Annotated in this window: 19 protein-coding genes and 1 riboswitch; of the genes, 12 read left to right on the forward strand and 7 right to left on the reverse strand. The window is 61.7% G+C overall.

Annotated elements, in window-relative coordinates; translation table 11 throughout:
• Positions 1 to 75 precede the first annotated feature (75 nt).
• The 4 genes from nrdE to NE851_RS30580 form a co-directional block, all read right to left on the reverse strand.
• On the reverse strand, positions 76 to 2,280 hold the full coding sequence (gene nrdE, locus NE851_RS30565) for a class 1b ribonucleoside-diphosphate reductase subunit alpha (RefSeq protein WP_254959563.1): 2,205 nt from the start codon (positions 2,278 to 2,280) through the stop codon (positions 76 to 78).
• On the reverse strand, positions 2,259 to 2,663 hold the full coding sequence (gene nrdI, locus NE851_RS30570; RefSeq protein ID WP_127431908.1) for a class Ib ribonucleoside-diphosphate reductase assembly flavoprotein NrdI: 405 nt from the start codon (positions 2,661 to 2,663) through the stop codon (positions 2,259 to 2,261). The genes nrdE and nrdI overlap by 22 nt, the downstream gene beginning before the upstream one ends.
• Before the next feature lie 13 nt (positions 2,664 to 2,676).
• Complete coding sequence (gene nrdH, locus NE851_RS30575) at positions 2,677 to 2,898, reverse strand: glutaredoxin-like protein NrdH (protein ID WP_018243700.1); 222 nt, start codon at positions 2,896 to 2,898, stop codon at positions 2,677 to 2,679.
• A 281-nt stretch (positions 2,899 to 3,179) separates the two neighbouring features.
• Positions 3,180 to 3,406: riboswitch (cobalamin riboswitch) on the reverse strand.
• Positions 3,407 to 3,645: 239 nt separating this feature from the next.
• Complete coding sequence (locus NE851_RS30580; RefSeq protein WP_127431907.1) at positions 3,646 to 5,907, reverse strand: heavy metal translocating P-type ATPase; 2,262 nt, start codon at positions 5,905 to 5,907, stop codon at positions 3,646 to 3,648.
• A gap of 71 nt (positions 5,908 to 5,978) precedes the next feature.
• Here NE851_RS30580 and NE851_RS30585 point away from each other — a divergent pair, with 71 nt between their 5' ends.
• The 12 genes from NE851_RS30585 (at position 5,979) to NE851_RS30640 (ending at position 19,836) form a co-directional block, all read left to right on the forward strand.
• Positions 5,979 to 6,401, forward strand: coding sequence for a MerR family transcriptional regulator (locus tag NE851_RS30585; protein WP_028755612.1), 423 nt, complete (start codon positions 5,979 to 5,981; stop codon positions 6,399 to 6,401).
• Between the two features lie 69 nt (positions 6,402 to 6,470).
• Entirely contained in the window at positions 6,471 to 7,706 is a 1,236-nt protein-coding gene (locus NE851_RS30590) for a TIGR03862 family flavoprotein (RefSeq protein ID WP_097545368.1), read from the forward strand.
• Between the two features lie 158 nt (positions 7,707 to 7,864).
• Positions 7,865 to 8,824, forward strand: a complete 960-nt coding sequence (locus tag NE851_RS30595; RefSeq protein WP_028755610.1) for a helix-turn-helix domain-containing protein — start codon at positions 7,865 to 7,867, stop codon at positions 8,822 to 8,824.
• Between the two features lie 167 nt (positions 8,825 to 8,991).
• Entirely contained in the window at positions 8,992 to 10,500 is a 1,509-nt protein-coding gene (gene adh / locus NE851_RS30600) for an aldehyde dehydrogenase (RefSeq protein WP_127431906.1), read from the forward strand.
• A 55-nt stretch (positions 10,501 to 10,555) separates the two neighbouring features.
• Positions 10,556 to 10,948: a DUF779 domain-containing protein gene (locus NE851_RS30605; protein WP_028759017.1), complete on the forward strand. Its 393-nt coding sequence runs from the start codon at positions 10,556 to 10,558 to the stop codon at positions 10,946 to 10,948.
• 199 nt (positions 10,949 to 11,147) lie between these two features.
• Positions 11,148 to 11,744 (forward strand): DJ-1/PfpI family protein, encoded by a 597-nt coding sequence (locus NE851_RS30610; protein WP_028759016.1) that lies wholly within the window; start codon positions 11,148 to 11,150, stop codon positions 11,742 to 11,744.
• 22 nt (positions 11,745 to 11,766) lie between these two features.
• On the forward strand, positions 11,767 to 12,117 hold the full coding sequence (locus NE851_RS30615; protein WP_028755606.1) for a ribbon-helix-helix domain-containing protein: 351 nt from the start codon (positions 11,767 to 11,769) through the stop codon (positions 12,115 to 12,117).
• A gap of 174 nt (positions 12,118 to 12,291) precedes the next feature.
• Positions 12,292 to 12,999 (forward strand): SDR family NAD(P)-dependent oxidoreductase, encoded by a 708-nt coding sequence (locus NE851_RS30620; RefSeq protein WP_047620003.1) that lies wholly within the window; start codon positions 12,292 to 12,294, stop codon positions 12,997 to 12,999.
• 212 nt (positions 13,000 to 13,211) lie between these two features.
• The gene (locus NE851_RS30625; protein ID WP_127431905.1) at positions 13,212 to 14,345 is read left to right on the forward strand and encodes a calcium:cation antiporter; all 1,134 of its coding nucleotides are present in this window, start codon (positions 13,212 to 13,214) and stop codon (positions 14,343 to 14,345) included.
• 128 nt (positions 14,346 to 14,473) lie between these two features.
• Positions 14,474 to 15,238: a bestrophin-like domain gene (locus NE851_RS30630; protein ID WP_127431904.1), complete on the forward strand. Its 765-nt coding sequence runs from the start codon at positions 14,474 to 14,476 to the stop codon at positions 15,236 to 15,238.
• A 177-nt stretch (positions 15,239 to 15,415) separates the two neighbouring features.
• The gene (locus NE851_RS30635) at positions 15,416 to 16,612 is read left to right on the forward strand and encodes an efflux RND transporter periplasmic adaptor subunit (RefSeq protein ID WP_254959564.1); all 1,197 of its coding nucleotides are present in this window, start codon (positions 15,416 to 15,418) and stop codon (positions 16,610 to 16,612) included.
• A gap of 41 nt (positions 16,613 to 16,653) precedes the next feature.
• Positions 16,654 to 19,836 (forward strand): efflux RND transporter permease subunit, encoded by a 3,183-nt coding sequence (locus NE851_RS30640; protein ID WP_254959565.1) that lies wholly within the window; start codon positions 16,654 to 16,656, stop codon positions 19,834 to 19,836.
• Between the two features lie 12 nt (positions 19,837 to 19,848).
• On the opposite strand, the gene NE851_RS30645 is transcribed toward NE851_RS30640, so the two are convergent.
• The 3 genes from NE851_RS30645 to NE851_RS30655 form a co-directional block, all read right to left on the reverse strand.
• Complete coding sequence (locus NE851_RS30645; protein WP_028755600.1) at positions 19,849 to 20,178, reverse strand: hypothetical protein; 330 nt, start codon at positions 20,176 to 20,178, stop codon at positions 19,849 to 19,851.
• A complete protein-coding gene (locus NE851_RS30650; RefSeq protein WP_127431901.1) occupies positions 20,175 to 20,963 on the reverse strand; it encodes a DUF2092 domain-containing protein in 789 nt (262 codons plus the stop codon). The genes NE851_RS30645 and NE851_RS30650 overlap by 4 nt, the downstream gene beginning before the upstream one ends.
• Before the next feature lie 206 nt (positions 20,964 to 21,169).
• Positions 21,170 to 21,967 carry a hypothetical protein gene (locus NE851_RS30655; protein ID WP_127431900.1) on the reverse strand — a complete coding sequence of 266 codons (798 nt, stop codon included), beginning with the start codon at positions 21,965 to 21,967 and terminating at the stop codon, positions 21,170 to 21,172.
• Positions 21,968 to 21,995: the final 28 nt, after the last annotated feature.

Raw genomic sequence — 21,995 nt, forward strand, 5'->3', positions numbered from 1 at the left:
TCTCCCCATCGGGGAGAAGGTGCCGGCAGGCGGATGAGGGGGCCATTTGCTTAAAGGCTCGCGGCCGAAATCAACTCACAGCGTACAAGACACACAGCCCTGCACCTCAGTGCCGGACAGCGCCATTTGGCGAAGGCGGATGTAGTAGATCGTCTTGATGCCCTTCTTCCAGGCATGGATCTGCGCCCTGTTGATATCGCGCGTCGTCGCCGTGTCGCGAAAGAACAAGGTCAGCGACAGCCCCTGGTCGACATGCTGGGTCGCCGCCGCATAGGTGTCGATGATCTTCTCCGGTCCGATCTCGTAGGCATCCTGATAATAATCGAGATTGTCGTTGGTCATGAACGGTGCCGGATAATAGACGCGGCCGATCTTGCCTTCCTTGCGAATTTCGATCTTCGAGACGATCGGGTGGATCGAGGAGGTCGAGTGGTTGATGTAGGAGATCGAGCCTGTCGGCGGCACCGCCTGCAGGTTCTGGTTATAGAGGCCGGAGGCCATGACCGCCTTCTTCAGCGCGGCCCAGTCTTCCCTTGTCGGAATATGGATGCCCGCCGTCTCGAACAGCGCCATGACCTTCTCCGTCGCCGGCTCCCAGAGCTGGTCGGTATATTTGTCGAAATAGTCGCCGGAAGCATATTTCGAATTCTCGAAGCCCTTGAAGCTCGTGCCGCGTTCGACCGCCAAGAGGTTCGAGGCGCGGATCGCGTGATAGGTGACCGTATAGAAATAGATGTTGGTGAAATCGACGCCTTCCTCCGAGCCATAGAAGATGCGTTCGCGGGCGAGATAGCCGTGCAGGTTCATCTGGCCAAGGCCGATCGCATGGCTCTCGTCATTGCCCTTCTCGATCGAGGGAACCGAGGAAATGTGGCTCATGTCGGAAACGGCCGTCAGCGCCCGGATCGACGTCTCGATCGTCTTGCCGAAATCGGCCGAATCCATGGCCGCGGCGATGTTCAGCGAGCCGAGATTGCAGGAAATATCCTTGCCAAGATATTTGTAGGAGAGGTCGTCATTATAGTCGCTCGCCTCGCTCACCTGCAGGATCTCCGAGCAGAGATTGCTCATCGAGATGCGCCCGGCGATCGGGTTCGCCCGATTCACCGTGTCCTCGAACATGATATAGGGGTAGCCGCTCTCGAACTGGATTTCGGCAAGCACCTGGAAGAATTCGCGCGCCTTGATCTTCTTCTTTGAAATGCGGGCATCCGCCACCATCTCGCGGTACTTTTCCGTCACCGAAATCTCGGTGAAAGGCGCGCCATAGACGCGTTCCACGTCATAGGGCGAGAACAGGTACATGTCCTCGTTGTTCTTGGCGAGCTCGAAGGTGATGTCGGGCACGACGACGCCGAGCGACAGCGTCTTGATGCGGATTTTCTCGTCGGCATTTTCACGCTTGGTATCGAGGAAGCGCATGATATCGGGGTGATGGGCGTTGAGATAGACCGCACCCGCGCCCTGCCGCGCCCCGAGCTGGTTGGCATAGGAGAAGCTGTCTTCGAGCAGCTTCATCACCGGGATGATGCCCGACGACTGGTTCTCGATCTGCTTGATCGGCGCGCCGGCCTCGCGGATATTGGTCAGCGACAGCGCCACGCCGCCGCCGCGCTTCGACAATTGCAGCGCCGAATTGATCGACCGGCCGATCGATTCCATATTGTCCTCGACGCGCAGCAGGAAGCAGGAAACCAGCTCGCCGCGCTGCTTCTTGCCGGCATTGAGGAAGGTCGGCGTCGCCGGCTGGAAACGGCCGGAAATGATCTCGTCCACCATGTCGCGGGCAAGGCCCTCATCGCCGCGTGCCAAGGCCAGCGCCACCATGCAGATGCGGTCCTCGTAGCGCTCGAGATAGCGCTTTCCGTCGAAGGTCTTCAGCGTATAGCTGGTGTAATATTTGAAGGCGCCGAGGAAGGTCGGGAAACGGAATTTCCTGGCATAGGCCTGGTCAAACAGGTCGCGCACGAAATTGAAGGAATACTGGTCGAGAACCTCCTGCTCGTAATAGCCCTCGGTCACGAGGTAATCGAGCTTTTCCCGCAGATTGTGAAAGAACACCGTGTTCTGGTTCACATGCTGCAGGAAATACTGCTTCGCCGCCAAACGATCCTTGTCGAGCTGGATCCGCCCATCCTCGTCATAGAGGTTCAGCATGGCGTTCAGCGCGTGATAGTCGAGCGTTTCGGCCGCTTTCAAAGGGCGTTCGCCAGCGGGATGAGCAAAAGTGTTATGCGGTTTTGCGCCCGCATCCCGCGTCAGAGTTGTTCCCGTGTCCAAAATCGTTCCATCCCGTGTTTGACCTTGGCGACGTCGTCTTCCGTACCCATGAGCTCGAACCTGTAAAGGTAAGGCACCTGGCATTTCCGCGAGACCACGTCGCCGGCGAGCCCGTATGTCTCGCCGAAATTGCTGTTGCCCGCGGCAATCACGCCGCGGATGTGTCCTCGGTTTTCCGCATCGTTCAAGAAACGGATCACCTGCTTGGGAACGGCGCCCTTGCCGCCGTCGCCGCTATAGGTCGGCACAACAAGCACGAAGGGTTCGCGGATATGGAACGCGTCAACGCCACCGGTCGGAATGCGCGCCGCGCGCAGTCCGAGCTTGGCGACGAACCGATGGGTATTTTCGGATCGGCTGGAATAATAGACGATCAACCCCACCGCTTGTCCTCACTCAGGAGAGCGCGCTGATCATGTCGGGGCGGAAGCCCGCCCAGTGCTGCTCGCCGGCGATGACGACAGGCGCCTGCATGTAGCCGAGGCTGCGGACCCGATCGAGCGCTTCGGCATCCTGCGAGATATCGACGATGTCATAATCGACACCCAGACGGTCGAGGGCGCGGTAGGTGGCAGTGCACTGGACGCAGGCAGGCTTGCTGTAGACGGTAATGGTCATAGTATTCCTCGTGACGACGCGATTGGGACGCAGGACATCGATCGGAAATCTCTCGATATCCGTCGAAAAGGCTCTGTATTTTGCAGCGATGCGGCTCGTTCAGCCGCCGGGCGCGACGTGCCCTTTATATTGCGCGGGTGGCGGCCTGAATTGAGATACTGACATGACTTCACCCCGAAGTGGCTCAATGCGAAGGTTTCAGGGGCGGAGGTTCGGGCCTGCGAAACGCGATGCGGAGATCCCCGCAGCCATGCAAACGCGACCTTCCGGACACCCCGCCCGTGGACGTTTTGTTCGAGGCAGGTCTCCTGGCTCACGGGTCAAAGCACCCTGCCCCAGCCTTCCCAAGGCCTCATGCCTCAGTGACCTGAAATCGGACAGTTGCTCTCCGCTCACAGTTGCGGGGGCAGCTCCGGCGTTGTTGCGCCGTCATGGCGAAACGCACCGTATTCCCGTCTTAGCCCGCGATTCCTGACGAATCGAAGGAACCTCGAACACTAGATATAGTACGCCAATCCAAATTCGCGTCAACGGATGGTTTGTGCATTGCGTTACGACAGGTTTGAAATCGCTACATTCCTGTGAAGAACATGGATAACCAAAGCTTAAAGACAGCAGGCTGTGGAGAAGCCCCACGAGGGGAGCCGACCTATGACCGGTCCAAAGATTTCGGTTCGAGATCAGGCCCGAATCGTCGATGGGACATCCCGCCGGTGACGGGCGCCGGAGGATGAAGTCGGGGAATGCTTATATCTTTATCCGAAGCAGCCGCAGCGCGTTGATCGTCACCAGCACGGTGGCGCCGGTATCGGCGAGGATCGCCGGCCAGAGCCCGGTAATGCCCATGATCGTCGTCACCAGGAACACCGCCTTCAGCCCCAGCGCGATGCTGATGTTCTGCAGGATGTTGCCCATCGTGCGTTTGGAAAGTTCGATCATCCGCGCCACGTCGCCGACGCGTCCGTGCAGCACGGCGGCATCCGCGGTCTCCAGTGCCACATCGGTGCCGCCGCCCATGGCGATGCCGATATCGGCAGCCGCCAGCGCCGGAGCATCGTTGATGCCGTCGCCGACCTTGGCGACGATCAAGCCCTGGCGCTTCAATTCGCCGACGACACGCTGCTTGTCCTCAGGCATCATCTCCCCGAGCCAGTCGATGCCGAGCATGCCGGCCACGGCTGCCGCCGTCCGCTTGTTGTCGCCCGTCAGCATCATCGCCTTGACGCCTGCCGATTTGAGGCTAGCGAGCCCGGCCTCGGCATCCTCGCGCGGCTCGTCGCGCATGGCGATCAGGCCGGCCGCGATACCGTTGACAAGCAGCACCGATACGCTCTTGCCCTCGTCGTTGAGCGCCGTGATGCATGCATCCTGCTCCGCGCTGAGCGCCCCGAGCGCACGGGCAGCCGGCGGCGACAACAGGTCCAGCGTCTCGCCGCCGACCTTGCCGCTGACACCCTTGCCCGGCAGCGCTTCCAGCTCAAAGGCTGGCGGCACGGGAACGCCGTCCGCCTTGGCGCGGTTGAGGATAGCCAGGGCCAAGGGATGGCTGGATCCCTGCTCCAGCACCGCCGCGCGCGACAACACCTGCGCCTCCTTCAATCCGAAGGAAATGATGTCGGTCACCTGTGGCCTGCCCTCGGTCAGCGTGCCTGTCTTGTCGAAGGCGACCATCGTCACCTTGCCGAGCGTTTCCAGCACCGCGCCGCCCTTCATCAGCAGCCCGCGCCGCGCCCCCGCCGAAAGCGCAGCGGCGATTGCCGCCGGCGTCGAGATGACAAGCGCGCAGGGGCAGCCGATCAGCAGGATGGCGAGACCCTTATAGATCCATTCGCCCCACGACCCGCCGAACAGCAGCGGCGGAACGATGGCAACCAATGCTGCGACCACGACCACGCCGGGCGTGTAATAGCGCGAGAAGCGGTCGATGAAACGCTCGGTCGGCGCCTTCGATTCCTGCGCCTCCTCCACCAGCTTGACGACTCGGGCGATGGTATTGTCGGCCGCCGCCGCCGTGACGCGAACCCGGAGCAGCACATCGCCATTCACCGTGCCGGCAAAAACAACGGCATCGACACCCTTGCGCACCGGCGTGCTCTCACCCGTCACCGGCGCCTCGTCGATCGCACTCTCGCCGGAAACAATGATGCCGTCCGCCGAGATCCGGTCCCCCGGACGCACCATGATGATGGCGCCGACGGCAAGGCTTTCCGCCGGCACTTCCCGCGTCTGGCCATTGTCTTCGAGCAGCGCATTCTTCGGCACCAGGGCCGCCAGCGACTGGATGCTTTGGCGCGCCTTGCCCGCCGCCACCCCTTCCAGCAGCTCGCCGACGAGGAACAGCAACACGACGGTTGCCGCCTCCTCGCCGGCATTGATGATGACGGCGCCAACGGCGGCGATCGTCATCAGCATCTCGATCGAAAACGGTGTTCCCGAGAAAGCGGCCATGACGGCGCGCCGCGCAATCGGCACCAGGCCGACCAGCACGGCGACGATGAAGGCGTAAGAACCAATCGCCGGCACCAGATGGCCGACGGCATAGGCGGCAACGAGTGCGACACCCGAAAGGATGGTCAGCCGGCCCTTCCGGCTCTGCCACCAGGGACCGGCCATCGGCGCATGGTCGTGCCCGTGCAGGCCCTCGATTTCCTTCGCGCCATGATCGTGCGAGTGGTCATGACTTACATGATCATGGCCGTCATGGTCATGGTCATGGCCCGCGTGATCACCATGGTCATGCTGATGGTCGTGACGATGCTGCGCACCGTTTTCCTGCGCGGGTGCCGCGCTTCCGGCAAGCGGCGCGACGGAATAGCCGAGCCCTGTCACCTTCTTCTCGATCGCCTTGAGATCGCTGCTGCCGTCATGCCGGACGGTCATCGTGCCCGCCATCACCGAAACGGAAACATCGGCGACACCCGCCACGCGTCTGACCGCGGTATCGATCTTGGTTGCGCAGGCGGCGCAATCCATGCCGCCGACCCGGTATCGTGTCTCGCTCTCAGCCATGATCCGCTTCCTTGTCAAATAGAAGCATCTCTCCTACATCCTCTAGCGACTAGAGGTGCAAGAGGAAAATCATGAAAAAGATCACGATCGGCGAAGCCGCGCGCCAAAGCGGCGTCAAGGTGCCGACAGTGCGCTATTATGAAAGCATTGGCCTGCTCGCCGCCCCGAGCCGCAGCGAGGGCAACCAGCGCTCCTTCGAACCGGCCGATGTCAGCCGCCTCGCCTTCATCCGCCACGCCCGCGAACTCGGCTTCGAGATCGAGGCGATCCGCACGCTGCTCACCCTGCAAGATGATCCGCACCAGTCCTGCGCCTCGGCCGACGCCATCGCCAAGGCCCGCCTCATCGAGGTCGAGCAGCGCATCCGCAGCCTGAAGGCGCTGAAGGCCGAGCTGGAAACCATGGTGGAAGGCTGCGGCCACGGCCGCGTCGATCAATGCCGCGTCATCGAGGTTCTCGCCGACCACGGCCAGTGCACGCATCCGCACCACTGATCTCAGCCCTTGCAGGCGATCCGCGCCCGCGCCAAAACTCAATGCAGACAGAATCGGGCGAAGACCTCTATGAACCAGAAGCGGATTGCCATCATCGGCGGCGGCCCGGCGGGTCTCGCGGCTGCCGAACTGCTTTCCCGTTCCGGTCATGCGGTGACGGTCTACGACGCCATGCCGACCTTCGCCCGCAAGTTCCTGCTGGCCGGCAAATCCGGTCTCAACATCACCCATTCCGAGGATTATGCCCGTTTCGCCACGCGTTTCGGTCCCGCCTCCGTCCATCTACGCGCCGCCCTTGATGCCTTTACCCCAGATGATATCAGGGATTGGGCCGCAGGCCTCGGGACCGAGACCTTCGTCGGCTCATCCGGCCGGGTTTTCCCGAAGGTGATGAAGGCCTCGCCTTTGCTGCGCGCCTGGCTCAGGCGGCTGGAAGCACAGGGCGTCACGCTGCGCACGCGCCATCGCTGGATCGGTTTTGCTGAAGACGGCTATGTCTTCGAAACGCCCGAAGGGCGCAGCATCATCCGTTGTGACGCAGCCCTGCTGGCGCTCGGTGGCGCAAGCTGGCCGCGCCTCGGCTCCGATGCAAGCTGGCTACCCTTGTTATCGGCAAGGGGCGTTGAGATCGAGGCTTTCAAACCCGCCAATTGCGGCTTCGTCGTCGACTGGAGCAAAAACTTCGGCGAGCGTTTCGCCGGCGAGCCGGTGAAATCGGTCACCGCAACCTCCGAGGCCGGCACCTTTCCCGGCGAATTCGTCATCACCGGAAGCGGCATCGAGGGCAGCCTGATCTATGCCCATACCGCCAGCCTCCGCGACCAACTGCTGAACCATGGCAGCGCCGTCCTGACGCTCGACCTCGCACCCGGCCGCACCATCGAAAGGCTGCGCCGCGACCTTGCGCGGCAGGACGCCAAATCCAGCTTTTCAAACCGCCTGCGCAAGAGCGCCGGCCTCGACGGCGTCAAGGCCGCGCTCCTGCGCGAACTCGCGCCCGAACGCGACCGGACCGATCCCGAACGCCTGGCCGGCCTGATCAAGGCCCTGCCGGTGCCGGTGATCGAAACCCGCCCGATCGCCGAAGCGATCTCCTCGGCCGGCGGCATCTGTTGGAGCGGCATCGACGAAGGCTACATGTTGAAGGCGCTGCCGGGCACCTTCGTCGCCGGCGAAATGCTCGACTGGGAAGCGCCGACAGGCGGTTATCTTCTCACCGCCTGCCTGGCGACCGGCCGGGCGGCAGCGCGCGGCATCGAGGCCTGGCTGTTGCGGTCGATGCCGATGATCTCGAACCGGATCTAGATCAATGAAATGACGGATGATGCCGTGCAAAGATCGCTGACGCTTTCCAGCATTGTGCCCTGATTGCCGGGGCGAAGGGGAGGATGGCCGTCGACACTTGCAATTGCAAACCGGCCGCTTTTCCATCAGACTATGCTGAACTTCGGTGGGAGGAGCCGATGCACGAACACTCAGCGCACGCCGAGCACGTCTACACGTCTGCCCAGCGCGATTCCGCCGCAGCCAGTTCTCCGGTCGTCGCCTCATGGCGTCGATGCATGACCATGCACCAGCTCGCGCCCGAGGACGAACGGGCACCGCTGCGCCTTACCGATCAGGAATTCCGCAATGCACGCGAGCAATCCGAACAGCTGATCGCCAGCGCGACGGGAGAGCTCGATCGTCTCTTTACCACCGTCGGCAAAGCCGGCTGCTGCCTGCTTCTGACCGACAAGAACGGCATCGCGCTGGAGCGCCGGGGAGCTGCCGGCGACGACAAGGAATTCCGCGAACTCGGCCTCTGGACCGGCTCGATCTGGACAGAGGCGAGCATCGGCACCAACGGCATCGGCACCGCACTTGCCGACGAGCGTGCCGTCGCCATATTCCGCGATCAGCATTTTTTCTGCTCGAACACCAGCCTCAGCTGCACGACGGCGCCGATCCGCGATCATCGTGGCCGGCTAGCCGCGGCGCTTGATATCTCCACCTGCCGCGAAGACGTCAACGAGATGACGCTGGCGATCCTGACGCAAACCGTGCGCGATGCGGCGATGCGCATCGAGCTCAACCTCTTCCGTTCGGCCTTTACAGGCGCCCGTTTCCTCATGGTCCCGGCCGGCGCCAATTCCGCCGCCGCTCTGCTTGCCGTCGACAGGCACGATCTGGTGCTCGGCGCGACACGCGCCGCCCGCATCGCGTTGCAGCTGGACGACAGACGCATCGCCGCCGGCATTCCGGCCGCCGATGCCCTGCATGAGGCTGGCGTCTCGCAGCAGGATGAGATCATCGAGGCGGAGAAGGCAGCGCTGCTTCGGGCGCTGTCGCGCGCCGGCGGCAACGTCTCACGGGCGGCGACCGCGCTCGGCATCAGCCGCGCTACGCTGCACAGGAAGATGAAGAAGCTCGATCTCCACTGATCAGCCTCAAGGGTTCCGCCGCTGCGGCACTCGCGACCCGATGCTGTCGCAGCTCTGCGACACTGTGCACTGCGGTATGGAAGACCCACCCTAGTCCCTGCGCCAAAACATATTCATTTTCCTCCCACTGGTTCGCTTGGGAACCTGGATCATCAAGGGAGGATGACATGCTTCATCAGAAAATCGTCGAGTCGCCGTTCAAACTGAAATACGGCAATTATATCGGCGGCGAATGGCGCGAGCCGGTCGAAGGCAAATACTTCGAAAACGTCACGCCCGTCACCGGCGGCAAGCTCTGCGACATTCCCCGCTCAAATGAAAAAGACATCAATCTTGCGCTCGACGCTGCCCATGCGGCCAAGGAAAAATGGGCCCGCACCTCCGCCGCCGAGCGCTCCAATATCCTCATGAAGATTGCCCAACGCATGGAAGACAAGCTGGAACTGCTTGCCCAAGCCGAGACCTGGGACAATGGCAAGCCGATCCGCGAAACCATGGCGGCCGACATTCCGCTGGCGATCGACCACTTCCGCTATTTCGCTTCCTGCATCCGCGCCCAGGAAGGTTCGATCGGCGAGATCGACCATGATACGATCGCCTATCACTTCCACGAACCGCTCGGCGTCGTCGGCCAGATCATTCCCTGGAATTTCCCGATCCTGATGGCCACATGGAAACTTGCTCCGGCGCTTGCCGCCGGCAACTGCGTCGTCCTGAAGCCCGCCGAGCAGACGCCCGCCTCGATCCTGCTCTGGGCCGAACTCGTCGGCGATCTCCTGCCGCCCGGCGTGCTCAACATCGTCAATGGCTTCGGCCTCGAAGCCGGCAAGCCGCTGGCGACCAGCCCTCGCATCGCCAAGATCGCCTTCACCGGCGAGACGACGACTGGCCGGCTGATCATGCAATATGCCAGCCAGAACCTCATTCCGGTGACGCTGGAGCTCGGCGGCAAATCGCCGAACATCTTTTTCGCCGATGTGATGGCTGATGACGACGACTTCCTCGACAAGGCGCTCGAAGGCTTTGCGATGTTTGCCCTCAACCAGGGCGAAGTCTGCACTTGCCCGAGCCGCGCCCTCGTCCAGGAATCGATCTACGACCGCTTCATGGAAAAGGCCGTCAAACGCGTCGAGGCGATCAAGCAGGGCAACCCGCTCGACAGCGCCACGATGATCGGCGCCCAGGCTTCGTCGGAGCAACTGGAAAAGATCCTCGCCTATCTCGATATCGGCAAGCAGGAAGGTGCGGAGCTTTTGACCGGCGGCTCGCGCAACGATCTCGGCGGCGAACTGGCGAACGGCTATTACGTCAAGCCGACGATCTTCAAAGGCAACAACAAGATGCGCGTGTTCCAAGAGGAGATCTTCGGACCGGTGGTTTCGGTCACGACCTTCAAAAACGAGAAGGAGGCGCTCGAAATCGCCAACGACACGCTCTACGGCCTCGGCGCCGGTGTCTGGAGCCGCGACGCCAATCGCTGCTACCGTTTCGGTCGCGAGATCCAGGCCGGCCGCGTCTGGACCAATTGCTACCACGCTTACCCGGCCCATGCCGCCTTCGGCGGCTACAAGCAATCGGGGATCGGCCGCGAAACCCACAAGATGATGCTCGACCACTACCAGCAGACCAAGAACATGCTGGTGAGCTACAGCCCGAAGGCCCTTGGCTTCTTCTGAGATGCAACATGGCGGGAGGGTCTCAAACCCCTCCCGAAACTTCGGAGGAAGAACAATGGAAACGACCGTCAACGGCGAACCGCGTGTTCTTGCAACCGACGCGGCACTCGCTCTGATCGGCGAGATCAGGCGGGATCATCCCGATATCCTCTTCCACCAGTCCGGCGGCTGCTGTGACGGTTCCTCGCCGATGTGTTATCCCGCCGATGACTTCATGATCGGTGACAGCGACGTCAAGCTTGGCGAGATCGGCGGCGTGCCGGTCTATATCAGCGCCAGCCAGTTCGAGGCTTGGAAGCATACGCAGCTGATCATCGACGTCGTGCCCGGCCGCGGCGGCATGTTCTCGCTCGACAACGGCCGCGAGAAGCGCTTCCTCACCCGCTCCCGCCTCCTCGGCGGCGGCGAGGCCTGCGCCATCCCGGATGTGACGGTAAGGTCCGTCTAGAGCATGATGCCGAAAAGTGTAAGCGGCTTTCGGGCGACATCATCCTCTAACTAGCTAATTTAGAACGGGATTCAGATTGTGGGCCAACCGGACCTAAAATCATCCTGTTCCAGGGAATTTCGCCTGTAGTATTCCCATAGTACCCTCTGCCTCTCGCGCTTTGCTACTCTCCGCCTGTTGGTTTCAAAGGGAGGAAACGATGCCAGCCTCAAAGATCCTGATGATTACGGGTGATTTCACCGAAGATTACGAAACGATGGTGCCGTTCCAGACGCTGCTTGCCTGCGGCTATACGGTCGACGCCGTCTGCCCCGGCAAAAAGGCCGGTGAGACCGTCGCTACCGCCATCCACGATTTCGAGGGCGACCAGACCTATTCCGAAAAACGCGGCCACAATTTTGCGCTGAACGCCACTTTCGACAGCGTGCGGGCCGAAGATTACGATGCGCTGGTCATCCCCGGCGGCCGCGCACCTGAATATCTGCGCCTCAATGCCGACGTCATCAAATCCGTCCGCCATTTCTTCGACGCCGGAAAACCCGTCGCCGCCATCTGCCATGGCGCGCAGCTGCTTGCCGCTGCCGGCGTGCTGAAGGGCCGCACCTGCTCAGCCTATCCCGCCTGCCGGCCGGAAGTCGAACTTGCCGGCGGCATCTATGCCGACATCGCCATCAGCGATGCGGTCTCGGACGGCAATCTGGTTACGGCGCCGGCCTGGCCGGCGCATCCCTCATGGCTACGCCAGTTCATGGCTGTGCTGGATGCCGCAGCCCTGTTGGAAACCAACGCCGCCTAAAAAGGCGGCACGGGAGGACGACATGTGTGAACTCTTCATCAAGGCGGATGCACGGCTCTGGGAAAGCACCACCCGGTCGCTGCGCATCGACGGCATGGTCACCAGCGTCAGGCTGGAAAACTTCTTCTGGTCGAAGCTGGAGGAAATCGCGCGGCGCGACGGCATGAATGTCGTTCAGTTGATCACCCGGCTGCACCATGAATCGATCGATGCCGGACATGATCTCGGAAACTTCACGTCCTTCCTGCGAGTATGCTGCGCCCGCTATCTCGATCTCCAGCTCACCGGCGACATCCCGGGCGATGTCACCCGTCCCATCTCAAGCCTCGACGCGCCTGTCATCCTCGGCCGCGAACGGGCGAAATATCACTGACAGCCGGCCGGCACGACCATCGGGCGATGATAGACGAAGCTGCCCGCGGCAACTCGCCGGCAGTTCCGCAAGACTTCTCGACATAACCCTTGCGGCGGGCTTGCACTGGCGCGCAGCCTGGATCAACAATGCGCGGCATCGTCCAGCAGCTGCACCGTCAGGAGATCGACTATCATGAACGACCAGAAAGCCGTGATCGTCACCGGCGCCGGCGGCAACCTCGGCAGCGCCGTTGTCCGTGAGCTTGCCGGCGCCGGCGCAAAACTCGTTTGCATGAACCGTTCGAGCGACGAGCTGGAAGCCTTGGCCGCCACTCTCCCCGCCTCCACCGAGTTTCTATCGATCGCCGGAACGGATCTCACCGACTATGCCTCCTGCGCCGCCGCTGTTGCGCGGGCCGTCAAGCGTTTCGGCGGCGTTAGCGCATTGGTCAACACCGTCGGCGGCTTCCAGATGGGGCCGGTCGGGCCGGATGCTCCCGCCCAATGGGAGACAATGATGACTGCAAACGCCCGCACTGCGCTGACGATCAGCGCCGCGGTTCTCCCGACCATGAAGGCATCCGGCTACGGCCGCATCGTTCATGTTGCCGCCGCACCCGGCCTGAAGGCCGGCGCCAGGCAGGCCGCGTACGCCGCCTCGAAAGCCGCCGTCATCCGGCTCACCGAAGCGATCGCTGCCGAATGCCGCGACGACCGCGTCACCGCCAATTGCATCCTGCCAGGGACGATCGACACGCCTGAGAACCGCGCGGCCATGCCCGATGCGAAGACGGACGGCTGGGTCTCGCCGCAATCGATCGCCCGCCTCATCGCCTTCCTGATTTCGCCGGCCGCAGCCGTCGTCACCGGCGCGGCAATCCCGGCGACCGGCCGCGAATAACGGAAGACGCGGCGTGAGCCACCGGCAGTGGGTGATCAGACGAGAGAGATCTGCAAGTTTTAGTCAATGACACACGATCTGGCTTGAGGTTCGGTTCGCCTTGAGGCAGCCTCGTCTCCGCCTGCCCATGTGATGGGCACGAGACAGCGGACGGACACAATGGTCTTAGGGATCGCATTGCGGCGACATTTGCCAGAAGACGGGTGGCTTCAATGACGCACGGTCCGGCATTGCGCGCCGTCGGCGCAAACAGCCTGCTACGCAAGGAATGGTTCCTGGGCGTCAGCGTCGCGACCAGCCTGGCGTTTCTTGTTTTCCAGGAGCAGCTCTTCGGACAGCTTTCCGATCCGCTTTGGTTCACTGTCGTTTTTGTCTGGCTGTTTGCTGCCGTCCTCGGTTCCGCTCTGTCGGTGGTGCGGCACGCGGATCACTTGGCGGAGCGGCTGAAGGAGCCTTACGGCACGCTCATTCTGACGCTTGCCATCACCTCGATCGAGGTGATGGCAATTTCGGCCGTCATGCTTCACGGCGAAAACAATCCCACGCTTGCGCGCGATACTCTGTTTGCAGTCGTTATGATCATCCTCAACGGCATGGTCGGCCTGTCCTTGCTGCTGGGTGCATGGCGGCGACCGGAACAGCAGCATAACCTGCAGGGCGCCAATGCCTATCTCGGAGTCATCGTACCGCTGGCGACCCTGAGCCTGGTGATGCCGACATTTCTTGCGGGCCCGGACGGACAACATCCATCGGCGGCGCGGCAATTGATACTTGGCATCATATCGGTCGGCCTTTACGCCACGTTTCTGTTTCTTCAGGCCGGCCGCCATCGGGACTATTTCAGCGACGACAGCAACCGTCACGAACCTCCCCGCGAACGTGCTCCTCACCATGGGCCGGTATGGCCTCATGCCATCCTGCTTTTCGCCTACATGGGTCCTGTCGTCTTTCTGGTCGAACAGCTTGCCCGGCCGATCGATTACATTATCGAAACCTTGCACGCTCCAACCGCATTTGGCGGTGTTGTCATGGCCGTCCTCGTCGCCACGCCCGAGGCCATCAGCGCCGTGCGTGCGTCCATCGCCAATAATCTGCAGCGCTCCGTCAACATCTTCCTTGGTTCAGTGCTGTCGACGATCGGGCTGACGGTGCCGGCGATGCTTGTTGTCAGTCAGCTTTACGGACACCCCGTGACACTCGGCCTCGAGCATGGAGATCTTGTGATGCTCCTGCTCACTCTTGCCGTCAGCATCATCACCTTTGCCAGCGGCCGCACCCATCTCATGCAAGGTGCCGTCCATCTGGTGCTTTTCCTGGCCTATGTGCTGCTGATTTTCCAGCAATGACGCCCGGCCGCAAGATCAGGAAAGTAAAGAGTTCCAAGCTTTGACCGTCTTCCGCTATGATAATGAGAGCTTTGCATATTTTGGCAATCATAGTGGCTGCAGGATCGTGAACGATACGGAGGCCGGACTTGAGCTCACTGTTGCTTGGCGGGCTTGTATTTATCTTTCTGTCGACGGCGACATCGATAGGATTGATAGTGCGCGCCCGCTTGCCGGATCATCATCTCAATGCGGAATCCAAGGATGTCATCAGGCTGGCGACGGCGGTGGTCGGAACGCTGTCGGCCCTGGCACTCGGCCTTCTTATCGCATCCGCCAAGTCGAGCTATGACAACGCCGAAGTGGAGATGAGAACGGCGGCGGCGCGGGTGCTCCTGCTTGACCGCGTCATGGCGCAATACGGGCCGGAAACCGACAAGGCGCGTCAATTGCTGCGTGAACTCATCGAGAAACGGCTGAGCCGCGGCTGGACGACGGAGACGACCGACGAACCATCCGCCAAGGCGCTGGGAGAATATCAGGATATCGAAGCGGTTCAGGGCGACCTTCGATCCCTGCTGCCGAAGGATGCCGTGCAGCGCTCTCTGCAGGCGCGCGCTCTTGAGGTGAGCGGCATGCTGGCCGAGACCCATTGGCTGCTGGTCGAATCCGGTAAGGAGGGTTTACCCTGGGCCTTCCTTGCCGTTCTCGTCTGTTGGCTCGGGCTGCTTTTTGCGACCTTTGGGCTGCAGGCGCCGGCCAATCCGACGGTGCTGTCCATTCTGCTTGTCTGCGCCCTGTCCGTCGCCGGCGCGATCTTTCTGGTTTCGGATATGGCCAATCCGTATGTCGGGCTGATCCGTGTTTCGGATGCCCCTCTGCAATCCGCCATCGAACGGCTCGGGAAACCGTAGTCGTTTTGACGTCTCTCAAGAGATGACTCCAACCACAGTTCAATTGTGCACCAGCAGCTATTGCAATTTTTAGCAATGCCGCGACATAATATCGCATGCCCGGAACTTTTCGGAGAGGGGTCGTCTCCGCCGAGGCACGCATCAAGACTGGGGCTCTTCAACATCGGGGCGGCGGCAATGCGTGTGAGATTGTATCAGGGTCTGTGCCTGTCTGTGGCGCTCGCCGGCATGGCAATTCTTGCTGGCTGCGAGGAAAGCGGCAACACCTATGTTGCTCCTCCACCACCTCCAGTTCGCGTCGCCCAGCCGGTCCAGCAACCGGTCACTCTCTATTTCGAGCTCACCGGCAACACGGCGCCGCTCAATTCCGTCGATATCGAGGCGCGCGTCCAAGGCTACATCCAATCCATCGACTATCAGGACGGCATGACGGTAACGAAGGGCACCAAGCTCTTCGGCATCGAGCGCGACACCTATCAGGCGCAACTGGATCAGGCGAAGGCATCACTCGCCTCGCAACAGGCGTCTCAGGTCGGCGCGCAGCAGGAATACGACCGGCAGCTCAATTTGTCGAAGCAACAGGTCACCACGCAGACCGCAGTCGACAGCGCCAAGGCGACACTCGACGAGGCGAATGCGTCCATCCTCAATGCCCAGGCCAATCTCGAGCTCGCGACGATCAACTTGGGATACACGGAAGTGCTTGCCCCCTTCGACGGCACCGTCACCGACCACCTCGTCGATATCGGCGCGCTGGTCGGCGTATCCGGTCCCACCAAACTCGCCAGCATTGTGCAGCTGGATCCGCTCTATGCCTATTTCAACGTCAGCGAAACCCAGGTGTTGATGATCAAGGAAACCCTGGCAAAGCAGGGGCACACCTTCAAGCAGACGGACCTTCCAACCATACCGGCGGAAATCGGCCTGCAGACGGAAGAAGGTTATCCGCACAAGGGCCATCTCGATTACGTATCGCCGCAGCTCGATGCCTCCACAGGCACGCTTCAGGTGCGCGCCGTGTTCGACAACAAGGACCGAGCCATGTTGCCTGGTCTCTTCGTCCGGGTCCGCGTGCCGGTCGGCCATAACGACAAGGCCCTGCTGGTGCGCGACGATGCGATCGGCACGAACCAGCTGGGCAGCTATCTGCTCGTTCTCGGCAAGGACGATGTCATCGAGCAGAAGCAGGTCAAGACCGGCCAGCGTGAAGGTTCGCTCCGCGTCATCGAGTCAGGCCTCGATGCAGCCGACTGGGTGGTGACCCAAGGTATCCAGCAGGCCATTCCCGGCAGTAAGGTCACGCCCGAGAAGATGGAAATGAACCCGCCGGCAACTGCCGCCGGCGATGCCAAGGCCAAGACCACCACGCAATGAATTCGCCATCATGGTTCATCTGAACGTCTGAGGACAGCAGCATGATCTCGCGCTTCTTCATCGAGCGACCGGTACTCGCCAACGTCCTGGCGTTGGTCTTCGTGCTCATCGGCGCGGTGGCCCTCATCCAACTGCCCGTGGCGCAATATCCGAATGTCGTTCCGCCGACGGTGCAAGTGACGACGCGCTTTCCCGGCGCCAGCGCCCAGACCCTGGTCGACACCGTGGCGCTGCCGATCGAGCAGCAGGTCAACGGCGTGCAGGACATGCTCTACATGCAGTCAACCAGCGCCAGCGACGGCACTTACTCGCTGACCGTGACCTTTGCCATCGGCACGGATCCCGACCAGGCTCAGGTCCTGGTACAAAACCGCGTTGCCATAGCGATGTCGTCGCTTCCCGAAGCGGTACAGCTTCAGGGCGTGACGACGCAGAAGAAGTCGACGGCGATCCTCGGTTTCGTCAGCCTGACCTCACCAGACAGCCGTTATGACAGCCTGTTCCTGTCGAACTACGCCGTCATCAACTTGCAGAATGAACTCGCCCGCCTGCCAGGTGTCGGCAACGTCACCGTGTTCGGCGCCGGTCAATATGCCATGCGCATCTGGATGGATCCGAACCTGCTGCAGGCGCGCGGCCTGACCCCGCAGGATGTCGTCAGCGTCGTGCAGCAGCAGAGCCAGGAGGTCGCCGCCGGCCAGATCGGCATTCCGCCGGTGCCGAAGGGGCAGGTCTTCCAATATACGCTGAACGTCAATGGCCGGCTGAACGAGGCGGCCGACTACGAGAATATCGTCGTCAAAGTGGAAAGCGGACAGGGCGGCCGTGTGACCCGGATCCGCGATATCGGCCGCGTCGAACTCGGCGCCCAGACCTACAGCCAGTCCTTCATGCAGAACGGCAGGCCGGCGGCTGGCATCGGCATTTTCCAACTGCCGGAAGCCAATGCGATCTCGGTTGCACAGGCCGTGCGGGCGAAAATGGAAGAGCTCTCGAAGAGCTTTCCGCCGGGCCTCGAATATCATGTACCGTTCGACACGACGAAATTCGTCGAGGCCTCCATCGACGAGGTTTACGTCACCTTGATCGAGGCCGGCGTTCTCGTTCTCATCGTCATTCTCGTCTTCCTGCAGGACTGGCGGGCGATGCTCGTGCCGGCGACCACCGTTCCGGTCACCATCATCGGCGCCTTCGCGGCCATGGCGGCATTGGGCTTCACCGTCAACCTGTCGACGCTCTTTGCCATCGTTCTCGCCATCGGTATCGTCGTCGACGATGCCATCGTCATCGTCGAAGGTGTCGCCCGGCACATCGAGGCGGGCATGTCCGGCCGAAAGGCCGCCGAGAAAGCGATGGAGGAACTGCTCGGTCCGGTCATCGGCATCACGCTGGTGCTGATGGCCGTTTTCATTCCAGCCGCCTTCCTGCCCGGCCTGACCGGACAGCTCTACAGGCAGTTCGCCCTCGTGATTGCCGCGACGGCGCTGATCAGCGCGATCAATGCCGTCACGCTGAAACCGACGCAATGCGCCCTCTGGCTGCGTCCGCCGGCCCCGCCCGAGAAACGCAACATCCTTTATCGCGGCTTCAACAAGGTCTACGACAAAGGCGAGCGCGGCTATGCCGGGCTGATCGGATCGATGACGCGTCACGCCGGCATCATGGCGGTCGCGGCACTGGTGCTGATCGCGGTCGCCGCCTGGGGGCTTGCCCGCCTGCCGACGGCATTCCTGCCCATCGAGGATCAAGGCTATGTGCTGATCAATGCGCAATTGCCGGACGGCGCCTCGAAGGAGCGCACCGATGCTGTCATGGACGCGGTCGGCAAGATCGCCGAAGCCACACCCGGCGTCGACCAGGTGCTGACCATCAGCGGCATCTCCGTTCTCGACAACAATGCCAGCCTGCAGAATGCCGGCGTCGCCTATGTCGTGCTGAAGGATTGGGATGAACGCGGCAAGCAGAAGGGGCAGGACTTGCTGTCGATCTACCAACATCTGAACGGCGCGCTGCAAGGCGTGCTCACGGCCAAGACGCTGGTGATCGTGCCGCCTCCGATCCAGGGCGTCGGCAATGCCAGCGGCTTTACCATGCAGGTCGAGATCAGGAACGGCATTTCCGACTACCCGCTGCTGCAATCGCTTGCCGATACGATCGTCAGGAACGGCAGTGCCCAATCGTCGCTGCAAAGGCTGAGCACGCCTTTTCGCTCGAACGTGCCGCAGCTGGCTGTTTCCGTCGATCGCATCAAAGCGGAGACGCTGGGAATTACCGTGGGCCAGGTCTTTTCCGCTCTCTCCGGCTATGTCGGATCGAGCTATGTGACCCAGTTCAACAAATTTGGCCGCACCTTCCAGGTCTATGCACAAGCCGCTTCCGATTTCCGGGTCAGCGCCGAAGACATCCGCAATCTCAAGGTCAAAGCCGGCGACGGGACGATGGTGCCGCTCGGCACGGTCGTCGATGTCACGACGACGCAAGGTCCTTCCCTGATCAGCCTCTACAATCTCTACCCCACAGCAACCATCGTCGGCGGGCCTGCCGCCGGCTTCAGTTCCGGCCAGTCGCTCGACGTCATGGAACAGATTGCCGACCAGACGTTGCCGCCGGGCACGGGCTTCGAGTGGACGGCGCTCTCCTATCAGGAGAAGGCCGTGGGCGGGCAGATCTATTTCATCTTCGCGCTCGCCATGCTGCTCGTCTATTTCGTGCTCGCCGGTCAGTATGAAAGCTGGATCTTGCCACTGGCGGTCATACTCGCCGTGCCGCTCGCTCTGCTGGGCACGGTAGCAGCACTTACCGCTGCGGGTGTTGCCAACAACCTCTATACGCAGATCGGCCTTATCCTGCTGATCGCACTTGCATCGAAGAACGCCATCCTCATCGTCGAATATGCGCGGGAAAAGCGGGCGGAAGGCATGGAAATCCTGGATGCGGCCGTCGAGGCCGCGCGGCTGCGTTTCCGGCCAATTCTGATGACGTCCTTCGCCTTTATCCTCGGCGTCCTGCCGCTGGTGCTGGCGACGGGCGCCGGCGCATCGGCCCGTAAGTCGATCGGCATATCGGTCTTCAGCGGCATGATCGCCTCGACCTGTCTTGCCGTGCTCTTCGTACCGTCCTTCTACGTCCTGCTGCAGCGCCTCGAGGAATATTTGAAACGGCGCGGAGCGACCGCAAACACGGCCGCGAGCGTGACGGAGGCGGAGATATCGAACGTCCGATAGACGACCGCAGCATTATTGGACGATCACCTGCACATAAACGTTGCCGCTCTTGGCGTAATAATACGCGCCGCATCGATAATAGTAGCCGCCGTAATAGGGACCATAGCGGCAGCCTGCCGGAAGCACGGCGATGGTCGTCGTCGTGCGTGTGACGACCCGCCGCGTCGTCCGACGGGCCACGCCCGCATAAGAGAGCGGCGTCAGCGGCCTGCCGATGACGGCGCCCGCCGGCGTGGCGAAGCCGATCGACAACGGCAGAAATCCCTGCACCTCGATGCGAATGTCGGTGAATGTCACGACGCCGGCGAGGCCGAGAGCGAAGAACAGCTTGTTATAGGTCATTTCACCTCTCCCATATCGGCAGGCGCCGGAAGCTCATCAAGCGATTGCAGCTCGCTGAGATCGACCGTCTTCGCACTGGCCGGAACTTCGATGCTGTAGGAAACGGCCGCGACATCGGCGCCGCTTTTGAAATCGCTGATTTCAAGCGTGTATTGCGGCGCCTGGACGACGTGCTTGCTGGTGATGACGTAACGGCGCGGTATCGGTTGCGAGCCGGTCTGTATCCAGATCTGCCAGTCGATTTCAGGCGTTCGGAAGGCCAGGTATGCGCATTCGACGCCATCCACGAAAGCACTGGAAATGTGCTTGGCATCGGTCACCTCAGACATCAGCACATCATAGACGTCGGAGGACAAGAGATCGGCGCCTGGCGCTTCGACCCCCGCGGTCATAAGCCTGTTGATCAGTTCGTCGAGCGAACCCTTGCCATCGATCTTGGCATAGGCGTCGAGGTTCTTGCCATGCACCGTCAGCGACGAACCGTCGAAACTGACGTCGAGATCGGCAAAACCGCCGGTTCTGGTGACACGCAGCTTGTCGGGACGGGTCAGGTTGGCTGTCCCGGAGCTGACGAACTGGAGCTTCTCGAACTCGGGCGTCACGGCTTCGAGCGACGATTGATAGGTAAAGGATATCGTCTTCTGCGCCGCCAGAAAATCGGACATCGCCTTGAGTAGGGCTTTTGCATCATCCGCCCAAGCGCTCGTTGGCAGCGCCAGGCCGGCGGCGAGCGAGGTATAAACAAGCATCCGCTTCAATCGCGGGAAACAGAAAGTCGATGACATGACAATGCCTTTCATATGTGCCGTCATTGATTTCATCGGATATGCAGGTGCCGAACCGATTCCGGCCGGAGATGAAGTGTGCAGACGCAAACTGTGCATGTGCCAGACCGGCCACCTGCCGGTCTTTACCGCGTTGCGCTCACCGAATGACGCTGAAGCGCGATGCTGTTCGGATTACCGCTTTCACAGATCGGGGTCTGACCAGGCTATAATCCCGAAGTCAACACTCTGTGGCAGGCCGGCGACACGCGTTGCAGATTGTCCCGGAGGCAAGCGATACCCCGCCCTCCGCCGAGCGGCACCATCCGGCACAAGGCCCGGAAGTCCAATCCACAGGTTTCACGCAGGATCATCAGTTCCTCGCGTGGCGAGAAGGCCGGCATCATGGCCTGAGGAGCAGGCGTGGTCGCGACCGCCGCAGCGCCGCCGCCGGTGGCCGGGGTTGATCCGGCTGCCCCTCCGAGCGCCGCAACGGCCTGCTGGCACGGTGCCGACAGAGCGGCGTTGTGCTGCTGCAAGCAGCTGAGCGCCTCTGCGCCGCCCGGCATCACGCCGGAACATTGCGCCATAAAATCGCGTTGGCAGGCTGATTTGACGGCGTTGCGCTGCGCCTGCGTCGGCTGATGCGCCGGCGCGCCGGTCGCAGGCGCCGGGGTGACCGCTCCGGTGGTTGCCGGCGCGGCCGGAGACGGCTCCGCCGATGTCGACTTCGGTTTGCTAACCGCCGACACAGCTTTCTTACAGCCGGCTGAAAGTGTGGCGCTATGCTGTTGCAGGCAGGTGAGTGCCTCCATCCCGCCCGGCGTGACGCCGGAACATTGCGCCATGAAATCGGAACGGCATTCCGCCCTGATCGCATTGCGCTGCTCCTCAGTCGGCGCCTGCGCAGACGCGACGCCTGCGAAGAGCACCACTGCGCAGAGCGGTGGCAATCCCGAGATAGCAAACCGAAGACGACGCCTTCCATGCGGAGTCGTCAGTAGAGAAGATGCCCATTTTCCCATTATTCCTCCCCCCTATAAATCTCTAATC

Origin of the sequence: Rhizobium anhuiense bv. trifolii (assembly GCF_024346605.1) — a bacterium.
Lineage (GTDB): Bacteria > Pseudomonadota > Alphaproteobacteria > Rhizobiales > Rhizobiaceae > Rhizobium > Rhizobium anhuiense.

Bases quoted from the DNA above. Each gene is read 5' to 3' on its own strand.
- NE851_RS30645 (WP_028755600.1), bottom strand. From the start codon at position 20,178: ATGACCTATAACAAGCTGTTCTTCGCTCTCGGCCTCGCCGGCGTCGTG.
- NE851_RS30625 (WP_127431905.1), top strand. From the start codon at position 13,212: ATGACGCACGGTCCGGCATTGCGCGCCGTCGGCGCAAACAGCCTGCTA.
- adh (WP_127431906.1), top strand. From the start codon at position 8,992: ATGCTTCATCAGAAAATCGTCGAGTCGCCGTTCAAACTGAAATACGGC.
- NE851_RS30590 (WP_097545368.1), top strand. From the start codon at position 6,471: ATGAACCAGAAGCGGATTGCCATCATCGGCGGCGGCCCGGCGGGTCTC.
- NE851_RS30650 (WP_127431901.1), bottom strand. From the start codon at position 20,963: ATGTCATCGACTTTCTGTTTCCCGCGATTGAAGCGGATGCTTGTTTAT.
- NE851_RS30615 (WP_028755606.1), top strand. From the start codon at position 11,767: ATGTGTGAACTCTTCATCAAGGCGGATGCACGGCTCTGGGAAAGCACC.
- NE851_RS30655 (WP_127431900.1), bottom strand. From the start codon at position 21,967: ATGGGAAAATGGGCATCTTCTCTACTGACGACTCCGCATGGAAGGCGT.
- NE851_RS30595 (WP_028755610.1), top strand. From the start codon at position 7,865: ATGCACGAACACTCAGCGCACGCCGAGCACGTCTACACGTCTGCCCAG.
- NE851_RS30605 (WP_028759017.1), top strand. From the start codon at position 10,556: ATGGAAACGACCGTCAACGGCGAACCGCGTGTTCTTGCAACCGACGCG.
- NE851_RS30620 (WP_047620003.1), top strand. From the start codon at position 12,292: ATGAACGACCAGAAAGCCGTGATCGTCACCGGCGCCGGCGGCAACCTC.
- NE851_RS30610 (WP_028759016.1), top strand. From the start codon at position 11,148: ATGCCAGCCTCAAAGATCCTGATGATTACGGGTGATTTCACCGAAGAT.
- nrdH (WP_018243700.1), bottom strand. From the start codon at position 2,898: ATGACCATTACCGTCTACAGCAAGCCTGCCTGCGTCCAGTGCACTGCC.
- NE851_RS30585 (WP_028755612.1), top strand. From the start codon at position 5,979: ATGAAAAAGATCACGATCGGCGAAGCCGCGCGCCAAAGCGGCGTCAAG.
- NE851_RS30580 (WP_127431907.1), bottom strand. From the start codon at position 5,907: ATGGCTGAGAGCGAGACACGATACCGGGTCGGCGGCATGGATTGCGCC.
- NE851_RS30635 (WP_254959564.1), top strand. From the start codon at position 15,416: ATGCGTGTGAGATTGTATCAGGGTCTGTGCCTGTCTGTGGCGCTCGCC.
- NE851_RS30640 (WP_254959565.1), top strand. From the start codon at position 16,654: ATGATCTCGCGCTTCTTCATCGAGCGACCGGTACTCGCCAACGTCCTG.